This window comes from Mycobacterium asiaticum DSM 44297, from assembly GCF_000613245.1.
Taxonomy (GTDB): domain Bacteria; phylum Actinomycetota; class Actinomycetes; order Mycobacteriales; family Mycobacteriaceae; genus Mycobacterium; species Mycobacterium asiaticum.
In genome coordinates this window covers 1,188,669-1,206,470 of sequence record NZ_HG964937.1, presented here as the reverse complement: position 1 = coordinate 1,206,470, position 17,802 = coordinate 1,188,669, and the positions used below count along the sequence as shown (strand labels likewise).

The window sequence follows — 17,802 nt, the reverse complement described above, 5'->3', positions numbered from 1 at the left end:
GGTGCTCGACTACATCCGCGATGCTGCGGAGATCTACCGGCAGTCGTTCGCGACGATCCGCGCCGAAGCCGACCTGACGCGCTTCCCCGCGGATGTCGAGCGCGTGGTGGTCCGATTGATTCACACCTGCGGTCAGGTCGACGTCGCCGAGCACGTGGCATTCACCGACGACGTCGTGGCCCGGGCGGGCGCCGCCCTGCGCGCCGGTGCACCCGTGCTGTGCGATTCGTCCATGGTGGCCGCCGGCATCACCACCGCGCGACTGCCGGCCGGCAACGAGGTGGTGTCGCTGGTCGCCGATCCCCGCGCGCCCGACCTGGCCGCCGCCCGCCAGACCACCAGGTCGGCTGCCGGCGTCGAGTTGTGGGCCGACCGCCTGGGCGAGGCGGTCGTGGCCGTCGGGAATGCGCCCACCGCGCTGTTCCGGCTGCTGGAGCTGATTGACGAAGGCGCGCCCACGCCGGCGGCGGTGCTGGGCGGGCCGGTCGGGTTCGTCGGTTCGGCGCAGTCCAAGCAGGAGCTGGTGGAACGCCCGCGCGGCATGTCCTACCTGGTGGTGCGGGGACGCCGGGGCGGCAGCGCCATGGCCGCCGCCGCCGTCAACGCGATAGCGACCGAGCGCGAATGACGCCGCGGGGCACGCTGTGGGGGGTCGGGCTGGGCCCCGGCGATCCGGAGTTGGTGACGGTCAAGGCGGCCCGGGTGATCGGCGAGGCAGACGTGGTGGCCTATCACAGCGCCCGTCACGGCCGCAGCATCGCGCGCGGCATCGCCGCACCGTACCTGCGGCCCGGGCAGATCGAGGAACACCTGGTGTACCCGGTGACCACCGAGACCACCGATCATCCTGGGGGTTATGCGGGCGCGCTGGAGGACTTCTACGTCGAAGCCACCGAGCGGATCGCCGCGCACCTGGCCGCCGGGCGCGACGTGGCGCTGCTCGCCGAAGGCGACCCGCTGTTCTACAGCTCCTACATGCATCTGCACACCCGGCTCACCGAGCGGTTCGACGCCGTGATCGTGCCGGGCGTGACCTCGGTCAGCGCCGCCTCGGCCGCCGTGGCAACCCCGTTGGTGGCCGGCGACGAGGTGCTGTCGGTGCTGCCCGGCACCCTGCCGGTGGGCGAGTTGACCCGGCGGCTGGCCGACGCCGACGCGGCGGTGGTCCTGAAGCTGGGGCGCTCCTATCACAATGTGCGCGAAGCGCTTTCGGCAGCCGGTCAACTCGACGACACGTTCTACGTGGAGCGGGCCAGCACCCCGGGGCAGCGGGTGCTGCCCGCCGCCGACGTCGACGAGTCCAGCGTGCCCTACTTCTCGCTGGCCATGCTGCCGGGCGGACGGCGTCGGCACCGGGCGGCGGGCTCGGTCGCCGTGGTGGGTCTGGGTCCGGGGGGCACCGAGTGGATGACACCGCAAAGCCGGAGCGAGCTGGCCGGCGCGACGGACCTGATCGGCTACGGCGGATACCTGGACCGGGTCCCCGTACGCGAAGGCCAGCGGCGCCACCCCAGCGACAACACCGACGAACCGGCCCGTGCCCGACTGGCTTGCTCGCTCGCCGAACAGGGCCACGCCGTGGCGGTGGTGTCCTCAGGCGACCCGGGCGTGTTCGCGATGGCCACCGCCGTGCTGGAGGAAGCCAAACAGTGGCCGGGCGTACAGGTTCGGGTGATTCCGGCGATGACGGCGGCGCAAGCGGTTGCCAGCCGGGTGGGCGCCCCGCTGGGGCATGACTACGCGGTGATCTCGCTGTCGGATCGGCTCAAGCCGTGGGAGATCATCGCCGCCCGACTCGAGGCCGCGGCCGCCGCTGATCTGGTCCTCGCCATCTACAACCCGGCGTCGAAGTCCCGGACGTGGCAGGTGGGCGCCATGCGCGATGTGTTGCTCAAACACCGCGACCCCGGCACGCCAGTCGTCGTCGGGCGCAACGTGTCCGGGCCCGACGAGGACGTCCGGGTGGTGCCGCTGACCGAGCTGAACCCCGCCGATGTCGACATGCGCTGCCTGCTGATCATCGGCTCCTCGCAAACTCAGTGGCAGTCAACCGATTTCGGGGACCGGGTGTTCACTCCCCGTCGTTACCCCGGCTAAACCGCCAAGGCGGACGCCACAATCCGCGCGGCGTCGGCGACGAACCCCTCGTTGGGTTGCGCGTCATAGCCGCCGCCGACGAAATCGGAGTAGATGGCGATCACGTGCGGCGCTCCGCTGGGCGACCACACCACCGCGACGTCGTTGGTTCGGCCGTAGTCGCCCGAACCGGTCTTGTCGGCCACTTTCCAGTCGGGCGGGAATGCCGCGCGGATTCGCTTGCCGCCGGTGGTGTTTCGGGTCATCCAGTCGACCAGCAGCGCCCGCTTGTCGGCCGGTAAGGCGGCACCGAGCAGAAGTTGTTGAAAGACAAGGGCGATTGCGTGGGGTGTCGTGGTGTCCCGCGGGTCGTCAGGCGCGTCGCGGTTGAGTTGCGGCTCGGGTTGGTCGAGCCGACTCACGTTGTCCCCCAAGGTGCGCAGGTAGGTGGTGAAGCCCGCGGGTCCGCCGACCTCGGCGAGCAACAGGTTGGCGGCGGTGCTGTCGCTGTAGCGGACAGCGGCATCGCACAACTGCCCGACCGTCATCCCGGTGTCGACGTGCTGCTCGGTTACCGGCGATACGGAGTTGATGTCGGACCTGCGGTAGCTGACCAGCTTGTCAAGGTGATCGAGCGGGTACTGGTGCAGGACCGCCGCGGCCAGCGGCGCTTTGAAGGTGGAGCAGAAGGCGAACCGCTCATCGGCGCGGTAGGCGATCACCGGCTCGGGCACGTAGACGCCCAGTCGCCCCTCGTATCGCCGCTCCAATTGGTCGAACTGGTGGGACAGGTCGGGCGGCGCCTTGGTGGTTGCGCTCGGCGCGGCCGGTTGGTCGGCCTTGGGGGCGCGCGCACACGCGGACAATGCGAGCCCCGCGGCCACGAAAAGTGCTTGGCGGCGGGTCAGGGGTGGAATCTGCGCGCGCATATCGCGCAACAGTGTGTCACGCGCCGCCATCCCAGCTGTTGGGCAGCATCGGCAGGGTGCTGTCGTCAGCCAAGGTGACCAAGCCAGCTGCGGGCGCCGCGCCGGAAATGGTTGCGGCGCTCGCGAATCCGAGCGGACCGGCGCCGGCCACCGACGGAGCCGCGGGTGCGGCGGCGTCCAGGTATTCATAACGGTTGCCCTGATCCTTCAGCGTCGCGCCCCGGTGGCGACGGCGCCGGACCCGGTCGTCCGCCGCGCCGGGCGCCGGCACCGGGGCTACCGTGTCGTCGGGCGCCGGCTCGGGGGCCTGGCGACGCGCGCGGTTACTGGCGCTACTCCGGGCGGACAACTCCGACAGACCCACCGCGTACAGGGAATCGCTGACACCGGCCGTCGCCCCCGTCGGGTCGGTGAGGGTGGGACCGAAGCCGGCCGGCCCGCCGCCGGTCGGGCCCGCCCCGGTGGTGGTCACCGCACTGGGTGCGGCGGTGCTGGGTGCGGCGTGGCTCACGCTCGTCGGCGCCACACCGGCCGTCGGCGGCACCGGGACACCAGCGGCCGGCGCGGCTGCGGTGGCCAGTGGCGTGGCGACCGAAAGCGGTATGGCGATGCCGGCCGCGCCGACGCCGATCGTCCCACCCACTCCGACCGCACCCAGGCCGGACGCGACGACGAATACCGGGGCCAGTGACACTGCCAGGCTGACAGCCTGTTGGCCGAACGGCCAAAAGATCATCAAAGTGTGGAACGTGGCCCACGCCAGCGCCGTGGCCAGCACCGGAGAGATGCCGGGAATCTGCCCGAGCGCGGCGCTGAGCCCGTTGGCGAAGGGGACCGCCGGGATGGGCCAGCCGCCGGGATTGAGGTCCTTGGAGACCGGCCAGGCGAACTTCGAGGTGTACTGCTGAATGACGGCAGCCAGCTGGTCCTGCCAGGTGGTAGGCGCGGCGGCCTGCTGAGCGGTGTCGCCGTGCTGCGCGACGATCTTCGGCGCCGGCGTGGTGACTGGTTCGGCGGCGACCGCGGTCTCCGCGGCGGCCTGGTAAGTGGTCATGGTCTCGGCGGCCTGCAGCCACATGCGCACGTAATCGGCCTCGTTGAGGGCGATGGGGATGGTGTTGATGCCGAAGAAGTTGGTCGCCACCAGCGCTGCGTGGACGGCATGGTTGGCGGCGAGTTCGGCCAGCGTGGGCATGGCGGCGAGCGCGGCGGTGTAGGCGCTGGCGGCGGTTGTGTGGGTGGCGGCGGCTTCGGCGCTTTTCGCGGCGGTGTTCAGCAGCCACGCCAGGTAGGGGGCGTGCGCGGTCACATACGCTTCGGCGGTGGGTCCGTCCCATGCGCCTTGCACCGCGCCGAGTAGCTCGGTGAGTTCGTCGGCCGCCTCGGTGTACGTGGCGCTCAGCGACGACCACGCCTGCGCCGCCGCCAGCAGCGATTCCGGCCCCGGCCCGCTGCTCAACAGCGCCGAGGGCACCTCCGGCGGCAGGGCCAGCCATAGCGGAGCCGTCATCGTCGGCGACCTGCCCCCAGCAGCATTACCTACCTCCCCCAGAGCCGCTCGGGCTGTGAGCGGCTTCCGTTCAGGTAGTCGGATCGGTACGCGCGCTAGTTCCCTACATTTGAATTTGATGTGTGGTCGCTAACCCAATGCACGGCCTCTTCGACGGTGCCAACAGTCCGCACCCCGTCCGGTAGCGGCGGTCGCGCCACCATCACGACGGGAATGCGCAACGCGGCGGCCGCATCCAGTTTCCCGCGGGTCATCTCACCGCCGCTGTTCTTGGTCACCAGCGCATCGATGCGGTGGTCGGCCATCAGTCGGCGTTCGTCCTCGTAGCGATAGGGCCCCCGAGAGAGCAGCAGCCGGTGGCGCCGCGGCAGTCGGGCGTCGTCGGGTGCGGTGACAGCGCGAATCAGGAACCACGCGTCGCTGTCGGCGAATGCGCCGACCGCCGACCGGCCGGTGGTCAGGAAGACCCGTGCATAGCCCTGTCGCGCAACCTCTTCGGCAGCGGAGTGATCCGAGGCCACGACGGTGGCTGCCCCCGGATCCCACGCGGGCCGGGCGAGCACGAGATGCGGTAGGTGCAGTTCGCGGCAAACCTGTGCGGCGTGGGCGGTCATGGTCGCCGCGAACGGGTGGGTGGCGTCGACGACCGCGTCGATGCGTTCGTCACGCAGCCACCGGCGCAAACCCCCGATGCCGCCGAACCCGCCGATGCGCACCGGGCCCACCGGCAGCGCCGGATCGGGCACCCGGCCGGCCAGTGAACTGACGATATCGACCTGCGGGTGCAGGGCTTGGGCCAGAGCGCGCCCTTCGGCGGTGCCGCCCAGCAGGAGCACCCGCATCAATGGTCCCGGCGTCTGGCCACCGAATACAGATAGCTGTCGGTGAATCCTTCGGCGGCCAGCACATCTCCGACGACGATGACGGCGGTTTTGGTAATGCCGGCCTGCCGCATCTGGGCGGCGATGTCGGCCAGGGTGCCGCGCAACACGGCCTGTTGCGGCCAGCTGGCGAAAGCCACCACGGCAACCGGCGTTTCGGGCCGGTAGCCACCGGTCAGCAGCTGGGGAACGATGGCGTCGATTTGCGCGGCGGCCAGATGCAACACCAGGGTGGCACCGGTTGCGGCGAGGCTCGGCAGGTCTTCACCGGGCGGCATCGCCGTGGACAGGGTCGATACCCGGGTCAGCGTCACGGTCTGGGCGACACCGGGCACGGTCAGTTCACGCTTGAGCACCGCGGCGGCGGCGGCGAAAGCCGGTACACCAGGCACGATTTCGTAGCTGATGCCCAACGCGTCGAGCCGGCGGCACTGCTCGGCCAAGGCACTGTACAGCGATGGGTCACCGGAGTGCAGCCGCGCCACGTCCTGACCAGCGGCGTCGGCGGCGGCGAGCTCATCGATGATCTGGTCCAGCGTGAGCGGGCCGGTGTCGATGACACTCGCGTCCGATCGGCAGTGCGTTAACAGGTCTTGCGGCATGATCGAGCCGGCGTACAGGCACACCGGGCACCTTTCGAGCAGCCGCAGCCCGCGCACGGTGATCAGGTCCGCCGCGCCGGGGCCGGCGCCGATGAAGTACACCGTCATCGCTTCACGACTAACCATTGGGTGACGGGATGCTGCGGTCGCCACCCGCTGAAGCCGCCCAACGGTTCAGCCTGGTAATGCTGAAACCGGCGCAAGTCACCGCCGTAGCGGGAACGGCTCTGCGCGAGCACACTTTCCGACTCCACGGTGACCGCGTTGGCGACCAACCGACCGCCAACGGGCAGGTGCTTGAGGCAGGCGTCCAGGAGGTCGGGATGGGTGAGCCCGCCGCCGATGAAGATTGCCGACGGTGCCGGGGCGCCGCCGAAGCCGCTGGGTGCCGCCCCGCGCGTTTCGACGTTCACCCCGTGCGCCGCCGCGTTGGCGACGATGTTGGTGCGGCGACGTTCGTCGCGTTCGAACGCCACGGCGGTACAGCCCGGCCCGCCGCGGCACCATTCGACGGAGATGCTGCCCGAACCCGCCCCGACATCCCAAAGTCGTTGTCCCGGGGCCGGAGCCAACGCTGCCATCGTGACCGCCCGGATGGCATGTTTGGTGATCTGGCCGTCGTGGACGAAGGCCTCGTCGGGAAGTTGCGCCATCCGTTCGTCGGGCAGGTAATGCACCGCAACCACATTGAGATCGTCGACGTCGACGGGGCATGATCGGCCCAGTCCCGCGCGGTGCCGTCGCGACGGCGCTCGGCGGGCGAACCTAGTTGTTCGAGCAGGGTCAATTCCGAGTCGCCACGACCGTGCTGCGTAAGCAGCCCGGCCAGGGTCATTGGTGTTGTTCTGTTGCGGGACAGAATAATTGCTCGTCCCCCGCGCCGCGCCGCCGTGTGCGGCTCGGCGGTGACCAGGCTGATCACCTCGGTGTCGTGGACGTTCCAGCCCATCCGGGCGCAGGCCAGGGTGACCGATGAGACATGAGGCAGGACCCGCACGTTGGCGGCGCCGAACAGCCGGATCAGCGTGCCGCCTATGCCGTGCAGCAGCGGATCTCCGCTAGCGACGATGTGGACATCGTCCGGTGCGTCGTCCAGGAGCTTCTCCAAGGCGGGCAGCAACGGCGAGGGCCACTCCCGACGCGGTGCGCTCACCGAGTCGTCGAGCAGGTCGAGTTGTCGTTTCGACCCGTATATCAGTGTGGCGCTGCGTAGTTCGGACCGGGATTGAGCCGATAGGCCGGACATGCCGTCGGCGCCGATGCCGACCACGATGATCATCTCGGCATCCTGCGCCAGACGAATTGCGGTAACAGCTTCAAAGTGAAGAACATCGGCCGCAGCGCCCACGGGATCCAGACGCTGCGTCGGCCTTTGGCCATAGCTTTCGCCGTGGCGGCGGCGACCTGCTGAGGCGTGCTGGACAACGGCGCCGGTTTCATGCCCTCCGTCATACGCCCGATGACGAATCCGGGGCGAGCGATCAGCAGCCGCACCCCGGTGCCGTGCAGCGCGTCGGCCAGTCCGTTGGCGAACCCGTCCAGACCGGCCTTCGCCGAGCCGTAGACGTAGTTCGCCCGGCGGACCCGCACGCCGGCCACCGAGGAGAACACGACGAGCGATCCCCGGTTGGCGGTGCGCATCGCCGCCGCCAGAATCGTCAGCAAGCTGACCTGCGCGACGTAATCGGTGTGCACGATGGCGACGGCGTGCGCGGCGTCGGTCTCGGCGCGGGCCTGGTCGCCGAGGATGCCGAAGGCCAGCACCGCGGTGCCGATGGGTCCGTGCTCGGCGATGATCGCCTCTACGAGACGAGCATGGGAATCGAGGTCGTCGGCGTCGAACTCCTTGGTGTACACCGCTGCCGCACCGGCCTCTCGCACCGCGGCCACCTGGTCGTCGAGTTCGTGCGCTCGGCGCGCCGCCAGCAGCAGCGTGGCTCCGGGGGCCAGGTGCCGCGCGAGCTCGATGCCGATCTCGCTGCGGCCGCCGAAAATTACTACCGGACCGCTGCCCGTGTCATCCACGGCTGTGATTATGGCCTGCGCTAGCGTGAAGGGCGATGGCCAAGACCACTACGCGGCTCACCGACGACGCGCTGGCGTTTCTCTCCGAACGCCATCTGGCGATGTTGACGACGCTGCGGGCCGACAATTCGCCGCACGTGGTGGCGGTGGGCTTCACCTTCGACCCCAGGACCCACATCGCCCGGGTGATCACCACCGGCGGTTCCCAGAAGGCCGTCAATGCAGAGCGCGGCGGCGTCGCGGTGCTCAGTCAGGTCGACGGCGCGCGCTGGCTGTCGCTGGAGGGCCGCGCCGTGGTCAACAAGGAGATCGATGCCATCCGGGATGCCGAGCTGCGGTACGCGCAGCGCTATCGCACTCCGCGGGCAAACCCGCGCCGGGTCGTGATCGAGGTCCAGGTAGAACGGGTACTGGGCTCGTCGGATCTGTTGGATCGCGGCTAGTCGCTCGCTGTTAGGGCGAGATCATGTAATTCACCCAGGCGCCACCGCCTGGGCCGGACGCCGCCCAGAGCCGCGAATTCTGAATACCTGTCCGGGGCAGCCCGAAGGTCAAGCCCATGGCGGTGCAGGCCGCGGCGGCATTGGCGAACGGGATCGCGGCCGTCACCGACCACGTGCCCGTTCCGCTGACGCAGGCCGCGGGATGCGCGTCGGTGCAGGGTGCCGCCACCCACCGTCCGTCGGTGCCCTGCAATGTGCACGAGCCGGCGCCCGCGCGCGGTTCGTCCGGCGCCCAGCTCCACAATGTCCCCTGGATGCGGCCATCCTCAGGAAGCAGCTGGTCGAGTCCGAACAAGTTGACGCCGCAGAACGTCATAGCTTGCACCTTGGTCGGCGTCAGTGCGGCCGGATTGTTGGGCGGCCGGGTGGGGTTGACCAACGCCGAGATAAAGGTCGAGTCCTCGAAGTAACGCACGATGTTGTTGGCGTAGACGGCCGGGCCATAGGTGGCGTCACACCTGGGGAACTGCTGGTAGTCGAACGTCGACCCGCTCTGCACCTCCTCGCCCTCCCAGCTGAAAACGGCCGTCCCCAGACCCGGCGAACAGTCACTGACGAGCACCACCTGTGCGCCGGCGGCCCTGACATCGTTGCGGGATATGTTGCGCGGGAAGGCCGCACAGCCGCTGGGGCCGATATCGGCGGGTGCGGGATGATAGATGAGGCTGGTCCCGTTTGGCCGCCGCAGAGCGGTTTCCATGGTGTTCAACGCCGAGGCGTACGCCGTCGCATCCTTCAGCTGATCTTCGATCATGATCAGCACGACTTCGTTGGGATGGGTATTCAACCAATCCGTAATGGTGGGAAGGACTTTGGAGAACAAGGGTTCGGTGGTGCAACCGAGGTTGGCCTGCTCGGGTGGACGTCCATGGCACACCGTGACGCCTGGGCGCCCGAGTTGGCCCAGCTGTGGGATGTAGTGCAGGTCCAGTTCGATGCTGCGCACGTCGATGTCGAGCTGCTGGGGCATCGACAGCTGCTGATTGGAGTCGGCGTGCGATGGGGTGAATTGGTTCGCCAGACTGTTGAACGAATTGTGGGTACCGAGCCACTGAGCCTCGCTGAAGGGCACCGCGTCACCGAGCGCGTACTGGAACTGCGCGGTGCGGTGTACCCATGACTGCAGATAGGCGGCGGTTGCCGCCTGAGTCACCTTGTGCGCCAACGGCACCAGACACAGACTGTCGGATACCCCGACACGGCGGCACTCCGCGGCGACCGCGTCGGCAAACTTGCCGGTGCCCGAACAGGGAAACGCGAACGGGCTGATGGCATTACATGGAGCCGTAGGTGACGGCGGGGTGGGCACCTCGTTGACATCCGCGGTGACGGGCGCACCCGACGTCAGGGCGAGCATGAAGGCAAACACGACGACGGCGCACTTGATCCACCGAGCGCTGGGCATGCGCTACCCTGGCACGGCCCAACAGACGGAGACGAGAAACGTTGTCGAACTGTAGGAGTGTTGAGATCACTTCGTGAACCAGGGCGGGCAAGGGTTGGCCTCGCCGAGGGGTGAATTGCGGGTGAGCCGACCGGAGATTAGCTTTCCCAGCGAAGGGAGGCCGCAGTGTTTGTTAACACCGAATTGTTGCGGGCGGGTGGTCGCGAGGCCAGCCGTGCGGGCACGCACACCGAGCAAGCGGCGCAGCATCTTTCGCGGGAGCCGCTGCCTGCCCGAATGTTCGGCGACTTCGGCGCGGGTGAGGCGTTTCGCGTGGCGGTCGGGGTCGCGCACGCTCACCAAATGCGAAACCTGTTGATTAACAAGAAGATCCTTAATGGCATCGGTGATCACGCCCAGCAGGCCGCCACAGCGTTTCACGTCACAGACGACGACAACGCCGGCCAGCTTCGAGCGGTGCGGTGCGACTCAGGCACATAAGCGTCGGGCGTCTGTTCGCCGAGGCTGGCGGCGACCCGTGGGCCGTCAACGCGAGCCTCCAGCGTGGTTGTCCGGCTCAGATCTCGTCGCTGGGTCAGGCGTTTCACGATGCGGGGCAACGGACCGCTGAGGCCGATGCCGCCTTCGAGGAAGCGCGCCGCCGCTTTGAGGCGTCCTGGAACCGCGAGCACGGCGACCATCCGATCAACGATGCCGCCGAGGTTCGCCGCGCCACCCAGTCACTGGGTATCCAGGCAGCGCAGCTCGCTGACATCGCAGCCAAATTAGAGCAGGTGGCGGCGCTGCTCGCCGAAGCGCAGCGGGCGGCCGGAGTCGTGCTCCGGGTTTTGGAACCTCGGTTAGAGGCCATTGACCACGAGATTGGCGAGGTGCTCGAGTCCGAGATGGTGTCGCTCCCCCTTTCCCCCGTGTATGCGGCGGTTCTCGCTCAGCGCGTCGACGATCTCCAAGACCAGGCCGTCGAAGTAACGGCGGCTGCGGTGCACCAGGTTGTGCACCTCCGCGAACTGTATTCAGAACAGCTACACCATCTGACGAAGCAGATGCGGACCCAGGACGGATACGATGTGGCGCCGATCGAGAACCTGGACGGCTACGAAGAAGAGTCGCCAGAGCGAGCCGAACAGGACGTTCACGCGGCGCTGGCCGGCGACCGGGCTGCGGCGTCCCGAGTGAATGAGGTGCTGGAGTCGATCACCGCCGATCAGCTCGCCGGCAAGACTCCGCTGACAGCCGACCAAGCTTCGGTACTCAGTCAGTTGCAGGCCCAGCAGCACGGCATGTCCATAGCTGCGCTGGCCGAAGCCGAACGGCGACTCGGTGACCAACGGCAGATGATCGCCAATTCGTGGCAGCTGATGAGTAACCCCGCCATCGTGTTTCCGCGCACCGAGCTCAAACCCGGTGCCCGGCAGGGGGATGCCCCGATGCGGGGCGGCGCGGCGCAGTTGCCCGAAAGCGTGCAGAAAGCGTTCGACGAACCCTTCACGATCCACAACGATCCGGTGTTGGGACCGATCCTGATCGGCGACCCGGTCAGGATCATTACCGACATCGTCATGCGCAGCAATCCCGCTTTTCAAACGAACACGGATCTGGATCGGCGGATGATCCAACGCACGGCGGTCGTGATGAACCGCACCTTCAATCCGCCCCCCGAGGCAGACTTCCCTAATCACCCGTTCAACAAGGTATTCGGCCAGTTGGTCGGCGACATGCTGGGCGCGGTCGCACCGGACCATCCGGTGGTGCATGACATGTTTACCGGGTCCGACCGCGACGCGTTCCTGCAACACGTCCTTCAACACCGGTGGGAGGACGGCGGAAAAGCCGTCGCCGCGATCTTCGACTGGACCGCACCGGCCGCCCATGGTCCGGAAGCCGGGATCGCCGGCGAAACCGCGAATGCCTATGGGTCCTACATCGGTTCACACGAACCCGACTTACTGCATCTACGCGGTGACGAGACGGTGGGCAAACGGAATCCCGAACTGGTGCGCGCCATGGCGCGCGGTCTGGCGCCGTATATCGGCAACATCACTGGGACACCGGGCGCTGTACCGGATCTCGGCTACTTCCCCGACACCTACGGTGACAACAACGACAGCGGCCGCTTGCCGATAGCCAAGGGCATATTCTCGGTGCTCAGTACCGACCGGATGGCCTCGGACTACTTCAACGGGCTCGCTGACCGCCAGGCGCTGGTCGCCGAGGGCCGCTACGTTCAAGCGCTCACCAGCGATGCACCCGACATCACGGGATACAACGCCGACTTGCACGATGCGATGACCCTGCGAGGACTGGTCAACTCCGGGATACACAATGCGGTTCAAGCCGAGGCCGAGAACCACCAGATAGCCGAAAACGCCGTGCAACGCGCGGAATACGACCAGATCAAGACCGCTTACGAATTGGGTGTGAGAACCACGTCGGCGGCGACGGGGCTGATACCGGAGGGAGGAGCCATAGCCGGGCCCCTTGTCGGCATCCTCGGCCAGGCGATCGAGGCCGAGGTGTTAGGGCCCGCACCGACCGAGACGCCGATGCCGACCGATCATCCGTTGGCCAACTTGTCGATTGGCCGAGCGGACCGCGAAATACTCAACGCGGTCATAGCCTCTGGACATCGCGTCGAGGGCATCCCGTTGCCGTATCTGATCAACGGGCGCATCGCCAGCCCAGATGAGTTGCTGGGCAGAGGTATTCCGGTGGAGTCCGGTGCCTACGACGCGACCTTGAGCCGGGCACTGGTTGGATTGTTGACTGAAATCTACGGCGACGACCCTGCCCGCTACGCGGCGCCCGACAAAGACATGATCCTGCGCTACAACGCGGTAACTAACGATCCCAACCCGCTGAAGCGATGATGCCGCGGGTGACTAACTCGATTCGTCGATAGGCGATAGCATCACCGAATCCCGTCGGCGGGTTACGGGTCGGGTGGAAGGACACGATGAGCGGGGACGACGAGCTACGCATCATCCTCGATCAGCTGTCACAGCTGCTCGGGATACCGCCACCGCCCGTAATCACCCCCGACCCGTTGGCGCCTGGGCATTCCAGCATCAGCCAGCTGCTCCGGGCGCTGGGCGCGGCGGCCAATGCCGGGGACGCCGAGGACAACGGCGAAGCGCAGGCCGGGCATGACGAGCGGGACGCGAAGGTCGCCGATGCGCTCGCCAAGTTCCCGGCCAACGAAGACGAGGCCGCCGCGCAACTGGCCGGTGTCGGAGGCGCGGGGCAAATGTCCCAGATGCTGCAGCAGATGCCGCAGATGGCCTCTGGAATCGCGGGCGGCATTGCCGGTGCCTTGGGAGGCATCCTGCAGCCGTTCAGTCAGATTCCCCAACAGCTCGCCCAGGCCGGACAGCAAGCGATGCAGGCCGGAATGGGCATGATGCAGCAGGGCGCTGGCGCCGGTACCGCCGAGCCGGCCGATCTGCTCGGAGCCGACGATGAGCTTGGTGCTGGTGGCGGTGGCTTCGCCGGTGGCGCCGGTGGCGGCGGCGGCGGTGATGGCGCGGGGGGCTTTGAGGGGACCACCCCGACCGCGATGCTGGGACCGCCGCCGACTCCGTCGGCCGGTACGGTGCCGGCATCGTCGCAGGCGACATCGTTGCCCGCACCGAGTGCGCCCGAGCCGTCGGCCGCTCCGCGCGGCGCGATGGGCGGCGCGATGCCGATGATGCCGCCCGGAGCCATGCACGGCGGCGGCGGTACCGGCAATGATGCGAAACCCGACACCAAACGCATCGTCGGACCGACCGTCAAGAATGGCGCGCCGGTGCATGGACGGATCACGACGCCGCCGCCCCTGCCCGCGGTGACCAAGCATGTCGATGGCAAGCCGGTGGCGACGCGGCGGATCCTGCTGTCTGACGACAAGACCGATGCTGAGGGTTCGCCGGGTCGCTGACTGGGCCTGTAGCAATGACATTTTTGAAGGTGACCCGCTGATCAATCGTCAATTGAGGGGCTGTAGCAAAGACTGACTGGCGCTTTCGTGGTGGAACGATACGATCCACGCGTGTCCAACGTGCCCCCACCGCAACCCCCCGCGTGGCCATCTACGCCGCCAGCTACGCGTCGTCAACCGTCGCGCTGGCTGGGGCTGGTATCGCTGGGGATCGCGTTGCTTGCGATTGGAGTCGCCTTAGGCGCCTGGTTGCGACCGCTGCCGAAGAACGAGCCTCCGCCGGCCCCGACGTACACGAGCCAGCAGGTTGCAGACGCGAAGGTGAAGGTGTGCGCTGCGTACGCGAAGGTGCGAGAGGCGCTGACCGTAGCTGGTGCCCGAGGTAGTAGCAACGATCCGACGGTGAGCCTCGCTATCGCCACAGCTTCGCGCCAAGCCCTCGACGTAGGCAGCCGCTACTTGCTAACGACACTTACTCAGGAACGAGCTACAGCGTCCGAGCTGGCAAGTGCGACACGCGCTCTCGCGAATTTGTATCAAGAATTGACGGTCAGTTACTTAGCCGATAAATCCGATACTGACATAGCCCAACTGCGGCAAGCAGCCGAAGCGCCGACAGCAACAATCGACAAGATCTGTAAATGACTGATTTTCCGCCTGGCGAATGGTCGTTTCTTCTAATCGGCGATAATTGGCCAACGGAGCAAGAATTACTTGTACTAGAACAGGGAAAAACCCGGCGTCACGCATCGAAGACGGGTTTCTATCATTTCGCGGATGAATTAGCAAGCGTTCGCACTAGTGAGCTAGCCGAGCAGCGGGGACTGACGGTGGAGGATCTTCGCGAGGCGTTTCAGCGCGGGGCGACTCAGGCTAGGGGCGCGGCAGAGAAAAACGGCATTAAGGAAACTGCGTATGGGACCGCAATAGACAGCGTTAAGAGCTTACGGCAGGCTTTGACCGAGATTGCGCAAGAAGGCAACCGAGAAATTAATCGGATTCAAGCATCGCCAACACCTGGGCCCGCAAAGATCGCCCAAGTCGTTGAACTCGTTCAGAAGTGCCGAACGGAAGCAAATGCTGTTGCGGCGAAATATGGAGCGAATATCCTTGATGCGATTCAAAGGATACTTGACGCTGATGGGGCTGAAGTGTCGGCTCGAAGTTTCGCTCAGGCAGCGGGAGCCGATGCTACCCAGCTATTCCGGCAAAGGGACAGTCAGCAGGACCTCGAGACTCGAGTGGGTGAGCTTCTGAGCGGATCGCATGGCTCAACTGGCATTCCTAGCAACGCCAGTACGCACGAACAACTGGACTCGCAATCTCCAGGCACGTCTATGCAGAGCGATGGTCCGTTGCCCTGCAATCTAGCGACGACTCCCCATCCTGTTACGGCAGCTGGCCGTTCGTCGAGGTTCACCTCCGCTGCAGGCTTGCCAAACAATTCCAAGACACAGCCGATGACTAGCCCCGTGACTGGAAATGTGCCGGCTCCGATATCACTTACTTCTTCCCCACACTCACCCGCCGCACCCACCATCTCGGCACCAAGCCTCACTTCCCCTGCGGTAGCCCCGCTCCCGCCCACCCCCGGCGCTATGCCCGGATTGTCGGGCGCCCCGTCCACTCCCGCCCTCCCAAGCCCCACAATCACACCCGCCGAACTCGCCCAAAGTTTCAACAAGGGATTGGAGTCCGGCGCACCATTCTCGGCCGCAGGCCATGCCGTGCCGTCAATGCCAATGACGCCGACCGAGCCCCAAATGTCGCATGCCGCAACAGCAATGCCTGCGACCACTGCCGCGCCAGTACACGTGCCCCTAGCGGACACGCCCGCGCCAACCCACCACACGCCCGCTCCGGAGGCCCCGCAAGCACCGGCAATTGTTGCCGCGGCTGCCCCGGCACCGATCGCGCCCGCGCCGCCCCCGGCCGCCGGCGCACTGCCGACCTACGGGTCCGACCTTCGGCCTCCGGTATCAACCACCTTCACTCCCCCGTCAACGCCCAACCCTCCGCCGGTGTCAGCGACGCCAAGTTCGGCACCGGTGAGCCCGTCCGGGGCTCATGCCAGTCCGAGCCAACCGGCGGTCGTCCGCCAAACCACGACGTCAGCGCAACCCGCGCCGCCGAACGCCACCGCCGCGCAAGCCGTCACTGCCACCGCGACCGGCGCGGCGGTCGGCGCGGCGTCAGCCGATGCGACAGCGCGTGCCCGGCTACAGCACCTGGTCGACGCGGTCGCCCGTCAGCAACCACGCCTGGCGTGGGCCGCCGGCGACCGCACTAATGGCACCACGGTGCTGGTGACCGACCTGGCCGGCGGCTGGATCCCGCCAGGCATCGCACTCCCCGCAGCGGTAACCTTGCTGCCGCCGGCACGACGGCGCGGCAACCTCGAATCCTTGCTCGGTGAAGTCACCGTCACCGCGAGCTACACCCCGATCCATCAGCTCCCGCACGACATCGAGCCGCCGTCGACGTCGCCGCGGCCGCGTTCCGCGCCGGACATCCCCGACCTCGGCTGGGAACTCAGCCAGGCAACCCAATGGCGCGACGGCCTGCCCCGGCTGGCCCACACCCTGGCCAAGGCGGCCTCTGCGGGCACAGGCGTGCTGGACTCGGAAATCCTTCTGCTGCAACAACATCTGGGCAATATCAGCAGCCGGGTCCTGGATAACTACCCCAACGACATCAACACCCACGACGTCGGCAACTGGCAGCTGCTCGCGGCAATCGACGCCCTGGTAGCGGGCGACAAGAACGCCGCCAACTACCACCTCGCCTGGTTCCTAGCCGGCGAACCGACTGCCCAACGGCCGAAGAACTAACCCACCACAATCAACTCGTGCGGACGGTTGTTGACCGAGACGGCCCCATCCGAAGTCACCACCACAATGTCCTCGATGCGAGCGCCCCAACGACCGGGGAAGTAGATGCCCGGCTCGATGGAGAACGCCATGCCCGCGGCCAGCGGCAGGCCATTGCCGGCGACGATGTACGGCTCTTCGTGCACGCACAACCCAATGCCGTGGCCGGTGCGATGCACGAAATACTCGGCGAGACCCGCCGAGGCCAGGACATCACGGGCTGCGGCATCGACCTGCTCTGCCGTCACCCCGGGCCGGACGGCCTCGAACGCGGTGCGCTGCGCCAGCTGCAAAGTCGAATATTGCTCGGCCACTTCATCACTCGGTTCGCCGAGACTGTAGGTGCGGGTCGAGTCAGAATGGTAGCCCGGCCCATACGTGCCGCCAATGTCAACGACGACGATGTCCCCCGCTGCCAGCTTCCTGTCCGAGAAGCCGTGATGCGGGTCCGCACCGTGTGGACCCGATCCCACGATGACGAACGCCACCCCCGAATGCCCTTCGGCGACAATGGCTTCGGAGATGTCCGCGGCAACCTCTGCCTCCGTGCGGCGCGGCACCAAGAACGAGGGCACCCGGGCATGCACCCGATCGATCGCCGCACCCGCTGCCGACAGGGCGTCGATTTCGGCCGCTTCCTTGACCATTCGCAGTTCACGCAGCACGTCAGTGGCCAACACCGGCATTACACCCAGCACCTCGGCCAGCGGCAGCAGGTGCAGGGCCGGCATGGAGTCGGTCACGGCCACCGCGGGCGCCCCGCGGCCCAGCGCCGCACCCACCAATCGGTAGGGGTCGTCGCCGTCGACCCAATCGCGGACGGCGAGGTCCAGTTCCCCGGCGGCGGACTCCTTCAGTGAGGCGAGCTCCAGCCGCGGCAACACCACGGTCGGATCGCCCTCGGCCGGCACCACCAAGGCGGTCAGTCGCTCGAATGTTTCCGCCCGGGACCCGAGCAGATACCGCAGGTCATAGCCCGGGGTGATCACCAAGCCGGCCAGCCCGGCCTGCCCGGCCAGGGCGGCGGCGGCCCGGAGCCGACGAGCATAGACCGCGGCCTCGAATCGGTGAGAGTCCATGCCAGC

The 17,802-nt window shown here is 67.3% G+C and carries 14 protein-coding genes and 1 pseudogene; 7 read left to right on the top strand and 8 right to left on the bottom strand.

Annotation, left to right across the window (positions count from 1 at the left end; genetic code table 11):
• Window position 1: 1 nt before the first annotated feature.
• Both BN972_RS15980 and BN972_RS15975 read left to right on the top strand, forming a co-directional pair.
• Window positions 2-628 (top strand): precorrin-8X methylmutase, encoded by a 627-nt coding sequence (locus tag BN972_RS15980; RefSeq protein ID WP_036359649.1) that lies wholly within the window; start codon window positions 2-4, stop codon window positions 626-628.
• Window positions 625-2,097 carry a precorrin-2 C(20)-methyltransferase gene (locus BN972_RS15975; protein ID WP_036359647.1) on the top strand — a complete coding sequence of 491 codons (1,473 nt, stop codon included), beginning with the start codon at window positions 625-627 and terminating at the stop codon, window positions 2,095-2,097. The genes BN972_RS15980 and BN972_RS15975 overlap by 4 nt, the downstream gene beginning before the upstream one ends.
• Here BN972_RS15975 and bla read toward each other — a convergent pair.
• From bla to BN972_RS15945, 6 genes and pseudogenes are all read right to left on the bottom strand, one after another.
• A complete protein-coding gene (bla, locus tag BN972_RS15970) occupies window positions 2,094-3,005 on the bottom strand; it encodes a class A beta-lactamase (RefSeq protein ID WP_036361034.1) in 912 nt (303 codons plus the stop codon). The two genes, BN972_RS15975 and bla, sit on opposite strands and share 4 nt — an antisense overlap.
• A 16-nt stretch (window positions 3,006-3,021) precedes the next feature.
• Window positions 3,022-4,515 carry a PPE domain-containing protein gene (locus BN972_RS15965; protein WP_036359644.1) on the bottom strand — a complete coding sequence of 498 codons (1,494 nt, stop codon included), beginning with the start codon at window positions 4,513-4,515 and terminating at the stop codon, window positions 3,022-3,024.
• A 95-nt stretch (window positions 4,516-4,610) separates the two neighbouring features.
• On the bottom strand, window positions 4,611-5,357 hold the full coding sequence (locus tag BN972_RS15960) for a cobalt-precorrin-6A reductase (RefSeq protein WP_036359641.1): 747 nt from the start codon (window positions 5,355-5,357) through the stop codon (window positions 4,611-4,613).
• Window positions 5,357-6,106 carry a precorrin-4 C(11)-methyltransferase gene (gene cobM / locus BN972_RS15955; protein ID WP_036359638.1) on the bottom strand — a complete coding sequence of 250 codons (750 nt, stop codon included), beginning with the start codon at window positions 6,104-6,106 and terminating at the stop codon, window positions 5,357-5,359. Before cobM ends, BN972_RS15960 begins: the two co-directional genes overlap by 1 nt.
• A pseudogene (cbiE, locus tag BN972_RS15950) lies at window positions 6,103-7,277 on the bottom strand (precorrin-6y C5,15-methyltransferase (decarboxylating) subunit CbiE). Before cbiE ends, cobM begins: the two are co-directional and overlap by 4 nt.
• Window positions 7,274-8,023: an SDR family NAD(P)-dependent oxidoreductase gene (locus tag BN972_RS15945; protein ID WP_036359635.1), complete on the bottom strand. Its 750-nt coding sequence runs from the start codon at window positions 8,021-8,023 to the stop codon at window positions 7,274-7,276. The pseudogene cbiE and the gene BN972_RS15945 overlap by 4 nt, the downstream one beginning before the upstream one ends.
• Window positions 8,024-8,058: 35 nt before the next feature.
• Here BN972_RS15945 and BN972_RS15940 point away from each other — a divergent pair, with 35 nt between their 5' ends.
• On the top strand, window positions 8,059-8,466 hold the full coding sequence (locus BN972_RS15940) for a F420-dependent biliverdin reductase (RefSeq protein WP_036359632.1): 408 nt from the start codon (window positions 8,059-8,061) through the stop codon (window positions 8,464-8,466).
• 10 nt (window positions 8,467-8,476) lie between these two features.
• Here the strand turns inward: BN972_RS15940 and BN972_RS15935 are convergent, their stop codons facing one another.
• The gene (locus tag BN972_RS15935) at window positions 8,477-9,931 is read right to left on the bottom strand and encodes a hypothetical protein (RefSeq protein WP_036359629.1); all 1,455 of its coding nucleotides are present in this window, start codon (window positions 9,929-9,931) and stop codon (window positions 8,477-8,479) included.
• Between the two features lie 165 nt (window positions 9,932-10,096).
• Between BN972_RS15935 and BN972_RS15930 the strand changes: the two genes are divergently transcribed.
• The 4 genes from BN972_RS15930 to BN972_RS29575 all read left to right on the top strand — a co-directional run bounded on the left by BN972_RS15930 (window position 10,097) and on the right by BN972_RS29575 (window position 16,678).
• Window positions 10,097-10,411 (top strand): DUF2563 family protein, encoded by a 315-nt coding sequence (locus tag BN972_RS15930; protein WP_036359627.1) that lies wholly within the window; start codon window positions 10,097-10,099, stop codon window positions 10,409-10,411.
• The gene (locus BN972_RS15925; protein ID WP_036359625.1) at window positions 10,393-12,798 is read left to right on the top strand and encodes a putative alpha/beta hydrolase; all 2,406 of its coding nucleotides are present in this window, start codon (window positions 10,393-10,395) and stop codon (window positions 12,796-12,798) included. Before BN972_RS15930 ends, BN972_RS15925 begins: the two co-directional genes overlap by 19 nt.
• An 86-nt stretch (window positions 12,799-12,884) precedes the next feature.
• Window positions 12,885-13,847: a hypothetical protein gene (locus tag BN972_RS15920; RefSeq protein WP_051545507.1), complete on the top strand. Its 963-nt coding sequence runs from the start codon at window positions 12,885-12,887 to the stop codon at window positions 13,845-13,847.
• A 2,021-nt stretch (window positions 13,848-15,868) separates the two neighbouring features.
• Window positions 15,869-16,678, top strand: coding sequence for a DUF5632 domain-containing protein (locus BN972_RS29575; protein ID WP_158086329.1), 810 nt, complete (start codon window positions 15,869-15,871; stop codon window positions 16,676-16,678).
• Here the strand turns inward: BN972_RS29575 and BN972_RS15905 are convergent.
• Complete coding sequence (locus BN972_RS15905) at window positions 16,675-17,796, bottom strand: M24 family metallopeptidase (protein WP_036359619.1); 1,122 nt, start codon at window positions 17,794-17,796, stop codon at window positions 16,675-16,677. The two genes, BN972_RS29575 and BN972_RS15905, sit on opposite strands and share 4 nt — an antisense overlap.
• Window positions 17,797-17,802: the final 6 nt, after the last annotated feature.